General features: G+C 63.6%; 10 protein-coding genes. 6 read left to right on the top strand and 4 right to left on the bottom strand.

Going from position 1 to position 13,267, the window contains the following annotated elements; translation table 11 throughout:
* Window positions 1–17 precede the first annotated feature (17 nt).
* The 3 genes from RO069_RS17005 to RO069_RS17015 form a co-directional block, all read right to left on the bottom strand.
* Window positions 18–809, bottom strand: coding sequence for an enoyl-CoA hydratase-related protein (locus RO069_RS17005; RefSeq protein WP_328189216.1), 792 nt, complete (start codon window positions 807–809; stop codon window positions 18–20).
* 13 nt (window positions 810–822) lie between these two features.
* Window positions 823–2,115 (bottom strand): 3-hydroxyacyl-CoA dehydrogenase NAD-binding domain-containing protein, encoded by a 1,293-nt coding sequence (locus RO069_RS17010; protein ID WP_328189218.1) that lies wholly within the window; start codon window positions 2,113–2,115, stop codon window positions 823–825.
* A 115-nt stretch (window positions 2,116–2,230) separates the two neighbouring features.
* Entirely contained in the window at window positions 2,231–2,917 is a 687-nt protein-coding gene (locus RO069_RS17015; RefSeq protein WP_328189220.1) for a nitroreductase, read from the bottom strand.
* A gap of 175 nt (window positions 2,918–3,092) precedes the next feature.
* Here RO069_RS17015 and RO069_RS17020 point away from each other — a divergent pair, with 175 nt between their 5' ends.
* From RO069_RS17020 to RO069_RS17035, 4 genes are all read left to right on the top strand, one after another.
* Complete coding sequence (locus RO069_RS17020; protein ID WP_328189222.1) at window positions 3,093–3,947, top strand: hypothetical protein; 855 nt, start codon at window positions 3,093–3,095, stop codon at window positions 3,945–3,947.
* A gap of 205 nt (window positions 3,948–4,152) precedes the next feature.
* A complete protein-coding gene (locus tag RO069_RS17025; RefSeq protein WP_328189224.1) occupies window positions 4,153–5,319 on the top strand; it encodes a C4-dicarboxylate TRAP transporter substrate-binding protein in 1,167 nt (388 codons plus the stop codon).
* Window positions 5,320–5,397: 78 nt separating this feature from the next.
* Window positions 5,398–6,513, top strand: coding sequence for a CaiB/BaiF CoA transferase family protein (locus RO069_RS17030; RefSeq protein WP_328189225.1), 1,116 nt, complete (start codon window positions 5,398–5,400; stop codon window positions 6,511–6,513).
* A gap of 27 nt (window positions 6,514–6,540) precedes the next feature.
* Entirely contained in the window at window positions 6,541–7,689 is a 1,149-nt protein-coding gene (locus RO069_RS17035; protein WP_328189227.1) for an acyl-CoA dehydrogenase family protein, read from the top strand.
* Window positions 7,690–7,985: 296 nt separating this feature from the next.
* Here the strand turns inward: RO069_RS17035 and RO069_RS17040 are convergent, their stop codons facing one another.
* Complete coding sequence (locus RO069_RS17040) at window positions 7,986–10,697, bottom strand: LuxR C-terminal-related transcriptional regulator (protein WP_328189229.1); 2,712 nt, start codon at window positions 10,695–10,697, stop codon at window positions 7,986–7,988.
* Between the two features lie 240 nt (window positions 10,698–10,937).
* Here RO069_RS17040 and RO069_RS17045 point away from each other — a divergent pair, with 240 nt between their 5' ends.
* Window positions 10,938–11,720 carry an SDR family NAD(P)-dependent oxidoreductase gene (locus RO069_RS17045; protein ID WP_328189231.1) on the top strand — a complete coding sequence of 261 codons (783 nt, stop codon included), beginning with the start codon at window positions 10,938–10,940 and terminating at the stop codon, window positions 11,718–11,720.
* Window positions 11,721–11,899: 179 nt separating this feature from the next.
* Window positions 11,900–13,081 carry an acetyl-CoA C-acetyltransferase gene (locus tag RO069_RS17050; protein WP_328189233.1) on the top strand — a complete coding sequence of 394 codons (1,182 nt, stop codon included), beginning with the start codon at window positions 11,900–11,902 and terminating at the stop codon, window positions 13,079–13,081.
* Window positions 13,082–13,267: the final 186 nt, after the last annotated feature.

Here is a 13,267-nt window from a genome sequence, read left to right on the forward strand (position 1 = left end):
TCGCTGTCAGGATGGGGTCAGAATGTCGGGTCCCGCTTTTCCAGGAACGCCCGTACGCCCTCCTGGAAGGTGGGGCTGTCGATCAGTTCCTGCTGGCGCTCGGCCTCGTAGTCCAGCTGTTCCGCGAGAGTGGCGCCGTCGGCGCGGTCGAAGGCTTCCCGCAGTTCCGGTGCGCCGTGATTGGGGCCGGCGGCCACCCGTCGGGCGGTGGCCAGGGCTTCTTCGGCAAGTTCGTCGTCCGCCACGGATTTCCAGATCAGGCCTTCCCGGACGGCATCTTCACCATAGAGTCGTTCCCCCAGCAGGCTGACCGCCATGGCCTTCGCGCGGCCGATCAGCCGGGGCAGGATCCAGGTAGCGCCCAGGTCCGGCAGGATGCCCAGCTTGGGAATGAACGGGAACAGGAAGTAGGCGGACTTGCCGGCCAACACGATATCCGCCGCCAGGGCAATGCTGGCACCAGCGCCTGCAGCCGCGCCGTTGACGGCGGACACGACCGGAAAGGGCAGTGCCCGCAGCTTCAGCGCCAGCGGGTTGGAGAGTTCCTCCATCAGGTTCTTCACCTGGGTGCCCAGGCTGGGACCGTCGCTGTCGGGGCCCATGGAGCCCAGGTCCGCCCCGGAACAGAAGGCCTTGCCGGTACCGGTGATAATCAGCGCCCTGATATCGCCGTTGCCGGACAACTCGTCCAATGCTGCCATGACTTCCTGCTGCAGGGGCACCGACATGGCGTTCATGGTCTTGGGCTGGTCGAGGGTAAGGGTGGCAATGCCATCCTCAATGGCCAGGTGAATACGTTCGTAGCTCATGGCCGGTCTCCTGTCAGTTGCCCGCCGGGAAGGCGTCATAGAAGCTGCCGCCGCTCTCCGCCAACTTAAGGATGGTGGCGGTGGGTTCGTACTGGGTGCCCAGGTGGCGGTACTGTTCGCACTGCTCCAGGATGGCCTTGGCGCCCAGGCTGTCGGCGTAACGGATGGCGCCACCCTTCTCCCGGGGGAAGCCGATGCCCATCAGCAGGGCGGTGTCCAGCTCCTCGGCGGAGTTGACCACCCTGTCCTCCAGGCAGTGCACGGCTTCGGTGATCATCGCCAGCATCATGCGCTGCTGGATCTCCTCAACGCTGATGTCCTTCGGGCCGTTGGGCTGGATGGTGCGGATCAGCTCATGGGCCTCCGCGCTGGAGTGCTTCTGCGGCCGGCCGCTGTCATCCGGGGTGTACTCGTAGAAGCCCTTGCCGTTCTTCTGGCCCAGGCGATCCTTCGATTTCATCAGCCGGAAGGCGTCGTTCTCGATATGGGGCATGCGCTCCGGGTAGCCGGCGGAGATCACGTCGGACACATGGCTGCCGGTGTCGATACCAATGACATCCTCCAGGTAGGCCGGGCCCATGGGCCAGCCGAAGGCTTCCATGGACTTGTCCACGTGCTCGAAGTCGGCGCCTTCCTCCACCAGTTGCAGGAAGGCCCGGGTGTAGGCGGTGAGGATGCGGTTCACCAGGAAGCCGGGGCAGTCCTGCACAACGATCGGCGTCTTGCCCATCTTCAGGGCCCAGGTGACGGCGGTGGAGACCGACTCGTCGGAGGTACGGGAACCCTGGATGATCTCCACCAGCGGCATCACCGGCACCGGGTTGAAGAAGTGCATGCCCACGAAGCGTTCCGGGTGCTTCATGTGCTGGCTGATGTCGTCGATGCGCAGGCTGGAGGTGTTGGACGCGATCAGGGTGTCGTCGCGGACCGCCGCTTCCACCTCATCCAGCACCTTGTGCTTGAGGCCGAGGTTTTCCACCACGGCTTCGATCACGCCGTCCACCCTGTCGAAGCCCTGGTATTCCAGGGTGGGGACGATGGTGGCAAGTACCTCCTCAGCCTGCGCCTGGGTCAGCTTCTCCTTCTTCACCAGCCGGTTGACCTGGCTGGTGGCGGTTTTCATGCCCAGGTCTAGCTGTTCCTGGGCGATATCCTTCATGATCACCGGCACGCCGTGGGCGGCGCTGGTGATGGTGATGCCGCCGCCCATGATGCCGGCGCCCAGCACTGCGGCCTGGTTGACCGGGCGGGCCTTGTCACCATGTTCCTTGAAAACCTGCTTGAGTTCGGCGGAAAGTCCGGACACGTGTCTGCCTCCTGTTCTATCTGAATAGCGGTCTGAATATGGATGAGAGAAATAGCGTGGCGGCGCCCCGCTGTCGTCGTCCGAACCGACGAAGCAGGGCACCGGATTCGAGAGTTCAGATGCCCCGGAAGGTGGCAAAATCCTCCAGCGCGGCACGACGGGTGCGCAGCTGGTTCACCGGATCTTCCTCGTCCATGTAGCCGATGGACATGCCGGTGAACAGCATCAGGTCCTCCGGTGGTTCGAGGAATTCCTTCAGGGTCTGGTGATACAGGCTCCAGCACTCCTGGGCACAGGAGTCCAGGCCCTCCTCGCGGAGCAGCAGCATTACCGTCTGCAGGTACATGCCCAGGTCGGACCACTGGGGCGGCCCCATCTGCCGGTCCACGTAGCAGAACAGGGCCAGGGGCGCATTGAAAAACTGGTAGTTGCGGGCAAACCAGCCCAGGCGGGCGGCCTTGTCATCCCGGGGGATGCCCAGCAGGCCGTACATGTCCTCGCCCACCTGGAAACGATAGTCCCGGTAGGGGGATTTCAGCTTGGGTGGGTAGACGCTGTACTCGGGATCCTCACCGGTGGGGGCTTCCTTCACCCGGGTGGCCATGATTTCCTTGAAGGATCTCAGCTCGTTACCACCAACCACGTACAGCTGCCAGGGTTGCAGGTTACCGCCGGACGGGGAGCGGGCGGCTTGCTCCAGCACCCGTCGGATAACGGTGCCGTCCACGGACTGGTCGGTGAAGCCGCGCGTGGACAGGCGGGTGTCGACGGCCTCGGACACGGTAGTGGCCGGATTTCTCATGGCGGAAGCTCCCTGATGGGCTGATGATTGTAAGAGGTCTGATGGTGCTATCGTGGCGTTTGGCGGGCCGCTTGGCAATCGTCGCTTACGACGAAGTAGGTTGCGAAATCTGGCCGGAAAATGGATCCTGAAGGGATCACTGGCTCTCCAACCTCACCAGGAATAACATCGCAACATGACTGACACCTCACAATCCGGCGCCGTCTTCCGGGGCGCCCTCACCCCCCGATACACTGACCAGGATACCTGGCGCCATGTAAACAACTCACGGGCCTATCAGCTTCACATGGAAGCCCGGATACAGGCGCTGGTGGACCGGTTCGGCCCTGATGCCTGGTTCTCCGATGCAGAGCGGCTGCGCCCGCTGCGGGCGATTACCCAGTTCCGGGAGATGAGCTTCTATGGCAGCGACATCCACTTTGTGGTGACCGTGGCCGGGGTCGACCGGGACCGGGTACAGATGCGCACGGAGCTGCGCCAGAATGACCAACTGGTGGGTATCCAGGATGTCTGGCTCGGTGCCTTCCTCAACCATGAGCGGGTGGCATTGCCGCAGGACATGCATGACAGCTTCCGGGCGGATGCCGACGCCGACCCCGCCAGCCTGCCGGATGAGGGTTACAGCCACTACGCCGATGACTTCTCCCGCTTTCCGGTCCACAAGGAACTGACACCGCGCTACGCCGACCTGGACGCCGACAGTCAACGCGGGGAGGCTGCCATCGCCCGCTATATGGAGCAGGCCCGCTTCGGCACCCTGCAGAATGTGGATATCGGCAACCTGGGCCTGCTGATTGCCGCGCTGGACATCACCTACGGCCATTACCGGCCCAGTTCGACGCCGACGGAGCTGGTCACCGGCGTCAGCCATATCGGCAACACCTCCTTCCATCTGACCGGTGGTGCCCAGAGCCGCCACGGGGTCCACGCCATCGCCAACAGTGTGATGGTCATCGTTGACCTGTCCACCAACCGTCCGACGCCGATCACCGGTGAGATCCGACAGCAACTGGAACGTCTGTCGCTCTGATCCCACCTGTCCCGGCGCTGGCCGGTACGGTTCCCTGACAAGCCCGGCGCAGCCCGGGCTTTTCTGTGTCGGCCCTCCGGCCTCCGCCCAAAGATCGTCGTCAGTTCGTCGGTTTCGACGATGGGACCACGGGATTGCCCTGCCTACACTGAGCGATACATACAGACAGCTCTGTGATCAGAACAACAACACCGGAGAGCACCCCATGGCACATTTCAGGCAACCGCAATCGCTGGCCGTACTGTCAACCTTCCTCCTCACCGTGGCCCTGGTGACCGGTCAGGCCCAGGCCCGGACCCTCAGTTATGCGTCGGTCTATCCCGCCGGGTCGGAAGCCGACAAGGCGGTGAACGCCTGGGCCGACAAGCTGGAGGAGTATTCCGATGGCGACCTGACCGCCAAGGTCTATGCCATGTCGTTGCTGAGCGCCTCAGAGATTTCCGGCGGGGTCCGTGATGGCCTGGCCGACGCCGGCTATCTGCTGACGGCGTATTTCCCGTCGGAGTATCCCCATATCAACCTGCTCAACGAGTCCGCCATGCAGGTGAACCTGTATGACAAGGACCGCCTCAATGGCCTGGGAACCTACGCCTTCCAGGGGGCGATCACCGAATTTATCTTCTTCAACTGCCCGGAATGCCTGCAGGAGCTGGAAGCCCAGAACCACGTCTACACCGGCAATGTCGCCAGCAGCGGTTATGGCATGGTGTGCAACGAGCCGGTGGTGGAGCCGGCGGACATGGAAGGCCTGCGCATGCGGGTGGCCGGCTCGCACTGGTCCCGCTGGGCCTCGGAATTCGGTGGCTCGTCGGTGTCCATGACCATCAGCGAGATCCGTGAAGGGCTCAGCCAGGGGGTGCTGGACTGCACCATTTCATCGCTGCCGGAAATCACCAACCTGAACCTGACCGAAGTGGTCTCCGATGTGACCGTCGACCTGCCAGGTGGTATCTACGCCGGTTCCAGCGGGGCCAGTGTCAACCAGGACGTCTGGCAGTCCCTGTCCGGGGACCAGCGCCGGGCCATGCTCCGTGCCGGTGCCTACCTGACGGCCACCACGCCCTGGCGCTATGAGTCCACCCAGGAGCGGGCCCTGGATGCCGTCCGCGAGCAGGGCGGCAATGTCCACACTGCGTCGGAGGCATTCCACGAGGCCACGGCGGCCTTTGTGGAAAAGGATATGGATACCATCGTCGAGTATTACCAGGAGCGTTATGGCATCGAACGTGGCGAGGAGATCATGACGGAGTTCTCCCAGGTGCTCGACAAGTGGGTTGACCTGGTTCAGGGCGTGGAGACGGTGGATGAGCTGGCGGACCTCTACTACGACGAGATCTTCGCCAGGGTCGATGTGTCCAGCCACGGGCTCTGACGTCAGGCCGCGATACCGTATTGACCGGGCCCCTCTGAGGCCCGGGTTATCGAATGACCAATGTGATCCGGGGGAAACATGTCAGGTCCACTCACTGGCAAGCGAATTGTTGAAATGGTCGGCCTTGGTCCGGCGCCCTTCTGCGGCATGATGCTGGCGGACATGGGGGCGGAAGTCATCCGGATTGACCGTCCTGGTGCGGGCAGGGACGGCGCCTGGAAATACGACATCCTTTCCCGCAACCGCACCTCGGTGTGCCTGGATTTAAAGAAGCCGGAGGGTGTGGAAGCGGTACTGGCGCTGGTGGAAAATGCCGATGCGCTGATCGAGGGTTTCCGCCCCGGCGTGATGGAGAAGATGGGCCTGGGGCCGGAAGCCTGCCAGGCCCGTAACCCGGCGCTGGTCTACGGTCGCATGACCGGCTGGGGGCAGCATGGACCGCTGGCCCACGCCGCCGGCCATGACATGAACTACATCGCCATCAGCGGCGCGCTGCATGCCATTGGCCGTGCCGACGAACCGCCGGTGGTGCCCCTGAACCTGGTGGGCGACTTCGGCGGTGGCGGCATGCTGCTGACCGTGGGCGTGCTGGCGGCCATGCTGGAGGCCGCGGGTTCCGGTAAAGGGCAGGTGGTGGATGCCGCCATGACCGACGGCGCCGCGCTGCTGTCGTCGATGATGTATGGATTCAAGGCCGCTGGTCAGTGGAGCAACAGCCGGGGCGAAAACATGCTCGACGGCGGTGCCCATTTCTACGATGTCTACACCTGCGCCGATGGCCGCTACGTGGCGGTCGGCGCCATTGAACCCAAGTTCTACGCCGAGTTGCTGGAGCGCTGCGGCCTGGAGCAGGATGCCTTCGAACCCCAGATGGACCCCCGCCGCTGGCCCATGCTCAAACTGAAGCTGGCGGACGTGTTCCGTACCCGCACCCGGGACGAATGGTGCGAGATCCTGGAGGGTACCGATGCCTGCTTTGCCCCGGTGCTGGACTGGGACGAGGCGCCGCTGCATCCCCATAACCAGGCCCGCGGGACCTTCGTGGAAGCCGGCGGCTTTACCCAGCCGGCACCGGCACCCCGTTTCAGCCGAACGCCTTCGGATTCGCCGGCGGCGCCCACAGCCCCGCTGGACGACGCCGCCGATGTACTTGCCGACTGGGGGCTGCCGGATGACCTGATCCGCTCCCTGTGACCTGATTCATTAACCGAGGACTGCATTATGTCGATTGATCTCACCCCACGCTGGCAGGACGAAGAGCTGTCCATGTTCCGGGACAGCGTTGGCCGTTTCCTGGAGGCCGAAATGGCCCCCCACGACGAGGAAGCCCGCAAGCAAGGCAACGTGGGCCACGCCATGTGGCGTAAGGTGGGCGAGATGGGCCTGCTGTGCACGGACATTCCCGAGCAGTACGGCGGCGCTGGCGGTGATTTCCGCCATGAGGCGGTGGTGGCCGAGGAAATGGGCAAGCGCGGCCTGACCGGCCTCAACAATTCCGTCCACAGCATCGTGGCCCATTACTTCCTGAACCACGGCACCGATGAGCAGAAGGAGAAGTACCTGCCGCGCATGGCCCGGGGCGAACTGGTGGGCGCTATCGCCATGACCGAGCCCGGCACCGGCTCGGACCTGCAAGGCGTGCGGACCCATGCGAAGAAAGACGGCGATCACTATGTGATCAATGGGTCCAAGACCTTTATTTCCAACGGCTACCTGGCCGGTGTGGTGCTGGTGGTGGTGAAGACCGACACGTCCCAGGGTGCCAAGGGCATGTCCATCATGATCGTGGACACCGAGGACCAGCCCGGCTACAAGGTGGGCCGGGTGCTGGACAAGATCGGCCTGAAGGCTCAGGACACCTCGGAGCTGTTCTTCGAGGATGTGCGGGTCCATGAGAACCAACTGCTCGGGGGCGTCGAGGGTCGGGGGTTCTTCCAACTGATGGGGGATCTGCCCTACGAGCGCCTGTTTATCGGTGTGGGGGCCATGGCGGCCATGGAAGGGGCCTATAACGCCACCCTGGACTATGTGCGGGAGCGCACGGCCTTCGGCCAGCCCATTGCCGAGTTCCAGAACACCAAGTTCAAGCTGGCGGAGATTGCCACCACCCTCAAGGTGGGGCGGGCGTTTATCGACGAATGTGTCGAGGATATGCTGGCGGGCAGGCTGGATACCAACAAGGCGTCCATGGCCAAGCTCTGGGGCAGCGAGAACCAGTGTCGGGTGATTGATGAGTGTCTGCAGTTGTTTGGTGGCTACGGCTACATGAATGAGTATCTGATTGGGCGTATGTATACCGATGCCCGTATACAGAGGATTTACGGTGGTACCAACGAGATCATGAAGGAAGTGATTTCCCGGTCGCTGTAAAGCCTCTCTCCCCTGGTACCTCTGTGTAACCCCCTCTCCCTCCGGGGGAGAGGGGATGGTTGCCGCAAACTCCGCTAAAATCCTTGTCCTCATACTATTCCAGCCATAAATAGTGGCTTCCGAGAACGATGTTGTGTCAGGCGGATCGCGCACAGGTCTGCAGGAGGTATGGTGGGGGGTGTTTCCGCAGCAGCGACAGGATGTCGCGGTGCAAGGTCGGGCCAGGGACGGCCCGTGAATTGCGGCGGAGGAAATGCCCCCCACCATGCCTCCAGCCCGCCAAGTTAGAATACCCGTCAGACGATCCCCAACCGCCGGGCAATAGCGACAGCCTGAGTCCGGCTACTGGCGTTCAGTTTCGAGTTGATGTTCCGAAGATGGGTACGAACCGTACTGTCGGACACAAACAGCTTCTCCGCCATGGCACTGTTGGAGTAGCCCTCCGATAACAGCCTCAGCACGCGGATTTCCTTGCGGGTGAGGGGGTCGAGCAGGGTGTTCTCCGGTTCCGGGCTGGCCGTTTGTTCCAGCAGGCCGGGGCCGAAGGCGTCCAGCAGCGACTGCACATAGCCCGACAGGATCGGGTCGCTGCGTTCGTTGCTTTCCTTCTGGTTCTGGGCGAACAACTGCACCAGGGTGCCGGCGGCCAGGCCCTCGTCCACGATCAGTCGCAGATAGCCCTCCGACGACGCTACGTGCAGTACCTCTCCCAGTTGTTCCAGGGCCTCCCGCAGCCGGGTGCCACGGTGCAGGGCGATGGCCTTCAGCAGTTTCAGCTTCAGTGCCCGCCGATAGCGATGCTCGTCGTTGGCGGTGGCCAGTTCCCTGTCCAGCGCCTGCAGGGCGCGGTCGGCGTTGCCGGTGGCGATATCGAGCCGGACTTCCGCCAGCTCCAGGTATTCCAGGTCGTTGGCGGGTAGTCGCAGGGTCTGGACCCATTGCCACAGGTCCTGGTCGCCGGCCCGTTCCAGCTCCTGGCGGGCGGCGTCGTGGCGGCTCTGTAACAGTAGCAGCCGGGAACGTTCCAGCCGGGTGGTGGCCACCACCCGGGGCAGGGTACGGATATGGCCCAGGTGTTCCAGTTCCGTCAGGATGCGGAAGGCCTGGTCGATCTCGCCCTTGGTGAAGGCGATCCGTGCCAGCATGATATCGCTCAGCAGCATATGGTCCGGCAGCCCCACATCCCTGGCCAATGGCCCGTACACATGCAGCAGCCTCGCCGCCAGGTCCAGATGGTTCTGCTCGTAGATGGCGCCGGCATGGAGCACCCCGGCCCAGGCGTTGCCGTTGGCCTGGCTGAACGATGACGCCTGGCGGGTGGCACCCACGGCCAGGCGGAAACGGGCGGCGGCCTGGCGCTGGCGGCCCTCCTGCATGTCGATGATGCCTTCCACGGTCTCCGAGTACATCACATTGAAGGAGCTGGAATGGGTGCCCTGGGCATCCCGGGCGCCGTCCAGCAGTTGCCGCCCCTTGTTGTACAGGCCCATCACCGAGTAACTGTTGGCCATGGAGTTGATCAGGGCCATGTCCGCGAAGGGCTGGCAGGTGGGCAGCTCCGGCAGGCCCCGCTCACCAACCTCGATGGCCTCCTCCTGGCGGTCCGACATGGACAGGGTCAGGGGGCGTATGGCCATGACGTGAGGGCGGATGGCCGGGTTGTCGGATTCCTCCAGCCGGGTTTCCTCCAGCATCTCGATGGCCTCCGTGGGGCCACGGGTAAAACACAGGGCCCAGACCCAGGTCATCTGCAGTTCCTCGTCCTGCTGCAGGTGCTCCGGCGGGATGGTGCTGAACCAGCGTGACAGCAGACGCATGCGACCCTGGGACAGCAGGTTGGCGGCATGGGTGCGCAGCAGGGTCAGGGCCCGTTCATAGTCACCACCCTCCAGGGCATGGTCGATGGCGGGCACGGGCCGCTGTTCCTGCTCGTACCACCGGGACGCGGCCTGGTGCAGCCGGGGAATATCCTCCGGGTGTTCGGCCCTGAGTTGGGCCTTGAGGAATTCGGCAAACAGGCTGTGGTAGCGGTAGGTGTTCTCGTCGCTGTCCAGTGGTGTCAGGAAAGTATGGGTACTGGCCAGGTGGCAGAGCATGGACTCGGCATCAATGTCCGGCAGCAACGCCTGGCAGATGGAGGCGTTCAGGTGCCGCAGGATGCTGGTGCGCATCAGGAAGCGACGCACATCCTCCGGTTGCAGCGCCAGCACGTCATGGGCCAGGTAGTCGGAGATGGTCTGGTTGGCGCCGGAGAAGCGCTCGATAAAGGTCTCCGGCGATTCATGCCCCTCCAGGGCCAGTGACGCCAGCCACAGGCCGGTAACCCAGCCCTCGGTACGGTCATGGATGCGCAGCAGGTCTTCCTGGGTCAGGGCCAGTTGCCGGCGGGCGATCAGGAAATCGGTGGTCTCCTCCATGGAGAACCGCAGCTGCCGGGCGTCGATCTCCAGCAGCTGGCCCCGGGCCCGCAACCGTCCCAGCCCCAGTTCCGGCAGGTTGCGGGTGCCGATGATGAACTGGCCCCGGCGGGGCAGGTGTTCCACGATCTCACGGATCAGGCCCAGCACCGCGGAGTCCTGTACCCGTTCAAAGTCATCCAGGAACAGGGCGAAGGCGGACTGGTGCTCGGACAGCCGTGCCACGATGTCGAGGGCGGCGTCGCCGGTGGAGGTGAACGGGCGCTCGCCGGTGGTGCTCTGGTCCTTGCCGTCCTCGGTCAGCCGGGACACCGCCGCGTTCAGGTACCACAGGAAACGGGAAACGTCGTTGTCGGCATCGTCCAGGGTCAGCCAGGCGGTGACCAGGCCCTGGTCCTCCATGCGGGTCATGCACTGACTCATGGCGGTGGTCTTGCCGAAACCCGCCGGTGCGCGGACCAGCACCAGGCGGGCGGCGGAGGCGGACAGCATCCGGTCAACCACGCCGGCACGGGGCACCTGTGCCGCACGGGAGGTGGGCGGGTTGAGTTTGCTGGTCATCAGCACGCGGGAGGGGGTGGCAGATGACATCGATGCTTATCCTTGTTATTGATTATCGTAACGTTTTTTTCTGGTATGCAGGCTTGCAAGTGCTCCAGTCTAAGCCGGTTTTCGAATCAGCCGCAAGCCCGGGCAATTCGTCGGATACGACGATGGCACCCCTACCGGGGCTCCCCTAACCTGTGATCAGATTGTTCTGGCCGGTGCCCCCGGGCGCGGCCGGCGTCATTCCCAAACCCTGAACCAGAAATAACAGCAAGGGCAGACCCTATGAAGCTTGATTCTTCCATCAGCGCGGTGGTTACCGGCGGCGCCTCCGGTATCGGTGAGGCAACAGCCCGTCGCCTGGCGGCATCCGGCGCCAAGGTGGCAATCCTGGATTTCAATGAAGAGCGCGGAGAAGCCGTGGCCGCCGAGCTGGGTGGTGTCTTCTGCAAGGTGGACGTTACCTCCGAGGAAGCCGTGGATGCGGCCCTGGACAAGGCCCGTGCCGCTATCGGACAGGAGCGTATCCTGGTCAACTGTGCCGGTACCGGTAATGCCCACAAGACCGCCAGCCGGGCGAAACAGACCGGTGAGATCAAGCACTTCCCGCTGTCGGAGTTCGAGAAGCTTATCCAGATCAACCTGATTGGCAGCTTCCGCTGTGCCGCCAAGTCCGCCGCCGGCATGCTGACCCTGGACGGGCTGCAGGACGGGGAGCGGGGCGTGATCGTCAATATCTCCTCGGTGGCCGCCCAGGACGGTCAAATGGGTCAGGCGGCCTATGCCGCCTCCAAGGCCGGCGTGGTGGGCATGACCCTGCCCATGGCGCGGGACCTGATGGGCGAGGGCGTGCGGGTGAACACCATTATGCCGGGGCTGATCAATACACCACTGATGAATGGCCTGCCGGACAACGTCAAGGAAGCGCTGGCGGCATCCGTGCCTTTCCCCAAGCGCCTGGGCGAGCCTGAAGAGATCGCCCTGCTGGTGGAGCAGATGGTGATCAACGGTTACTTCAACGGCGAAAGCGTTCGCCTGGACGGCGCCATCCGCATGGCGCCCCGTTAGGAGTCAGCGCGGCGGGACTGTCTGCCGTGCAGACTCCTGGCATATCGTCGCTTGCGACGACGCGGGCATAGCGTGTTCACGCAAGAATGTCAGGCACCCGTTAGCACATCATCCCGACCCGGGTGTTGGGATGATCATCGAACAACCTGCGCCGCTGGGCGGCAATGAGGAAGAGAGACATGGCAGAAGCGTATATCGTAGCAGCAACCCGTACCGCCGGCGGTCGCCGGGGTGGTCGTCTGTCCGGCTGGCACGCCACCGACCTGGCGGCGGAAGTCCTGAACGACGTGGTGGACCGGGCCAAGGCCGACCCCAACCTGATTGACGACGTCATCATGGGCTGTGTCAGCCAGATTGGCGAACAGTCCACCAACGTGGCCCGCAACGCGGTGCTGGCGTCGAAACTGCCGGAGTCTGTGCCCGGCACTTCCATCGACCGCCAGTGTGGCAGTTCCCAACAGGCCATTCACTTTGCAGCCCAGGCGGTGATGTCCGGTTTCCAGGACGTGGTCATTGCTTCCGGTGTGGAGAGCATGAGCCGCACCCCCATGTTCTCGCCCATGGCCCTGGCCCAGAAAGCGGGCATTGCCGAGCACTACATGGGGCCGAACATCCAGCAGCGTTATCCGGACATTGAGTTCAGCCAGTTCATGGGCGCTGAGATGATCGCCAGGAAGTATGGCCAGTCCCGGGAAGACCTTCATGAGTTCGCCCTCAGGAGCCACCAGCGGGCCATTGCCGCCACCGAGGCGGGCCGTTTCGACAAGGAGATCCTGCCACTGCAATCGCGGTTGCAGGACGGCGGGCCCCAGGATGAAATGCACACCGTGGATGAGGGTATCCGCTTCGACGCCACCCTGGAAGGCATCGCTGGTGTGAAGCCGCTGCAGGAAGGCGGATTCATCAACGCGGCAGTGGCCAGCCAGATCTGTGACGGTGCCACCGCGGTCATGGTGGTCAGCGAGAAGGGCCTTAAGAAGCTGGGCGTTGAGCCCCTGGCCCGTATCCACCATATGAGCGTGATCGGCCACGATCCGGTGATCATGCTGGAGGCGCCGATCCCCGCCACCCAGCAGGCACTGAAGAAAGCCGGCCTGAACATCAACGACATCGACCTGTTCGAGGTCAACGAGGCCTTCGCGCCAGTACCACTGGCCTGGCTGGATGTCACCGGTGCCGATCCGGACCGCCTCAACGTCAATGGTGGCGCCATCGCCCTGGGGCACCCGCTGGGGGCATCCGGCACCAAGCTGATGACCACCCTGGTCCATGCCCTCCATGACCGGGGCGGACGTTACGGCCTGCAGACCATGTGTGAAGGTGGTGGCATGGCCAACGTGACCATTATCGAAAGGCTCTGACACCGGCGTGGGTGGCCCGCTGGTGGCTACCCGCTCCACCTCCGCACACCAGTAACAATAACAATTGAGGGTGCACCATGTTTGCCATTGGTCGGTTCCTGTCGAAAGTGACCAACCTGATCTCCATTGTTGGTGGCCTGGCCATTGCCCTGATGATGTTCCACATCACCTTCGACGTGGTCGGGC

This window comes from Marinobacter sp. OP 3.4, assembly GCF_036224885.1.
GTDB lineage: Bacteria > Pseudomonadota > Gammaproteobacteria > Pseudomonadales > Oleiphilaceae > Marinobacter.

Bases quoted from the DNA above. Each gene is read 5' to 3' on its own strand.
- RO069_RS17015 (WP_328189220.1), bottom strand. From the start codon at position 2,917: ATGAGAAATCCGGCCACTACCGTGTCCGAGGCCGTCGACACCCGCCTG.
- RO069_RS17030 (WP_328189225.1), top strand. From the start codon at position 5,398: ATGTCAGGTCCACTCACTGGCAAGCGAATTGTTGAAATGGTCGGCCTT.
- RO069_RS17025 (WP_328189224.1), top strand. From the start codon at position 4,153: ATGGCACATTTCAGGCAACCGCAATCGCTGGCCGTACTGTCAACCTTC.
- RO069_RS17045 (WP_328189231.1), top strand. From the start codon at position 10,938: ATGAAGCTTGATTCTTCCATCAGCGCGGTGGTTACCGGCGGCGCCTCC.
- RO069_RS17040 (WP_328189229.1), bottom strand. From the start codon at position 10,697: ATGTCATCTGCCACCCCCTCCCGCGTGCTGATGACCAGCAAACTCAAC.
- RO069_RS17050 (WP_328189233.1), top strand. From the start codon at position 11,900: ATGGCAGAAGCGTATATCGTAGCAGCAACCCGTACCGCCGGCGGTCGC.
- RO069_RS17035 (WP_328189227.1), top strand. From the start codon at position 6,541: ATGTCGATTGATCTCACCCCACGCTGGCAGGACGAAGAGCTGTCCATG.
- RO069_RS17005 (WP_328189216.1), bottom strand. From the start codon at position 809: ATGAGCTACGAACGTATTCACCTGGCCATTGAGGATGGCATTGCCACC.
- RO069_RS17020 (WP_328189222.1), top strand. From the start codon at position 3,093: ATGACTGACACCTCACAATCCGGCGCCGTCTTCCGGGGCGCCCTCACC.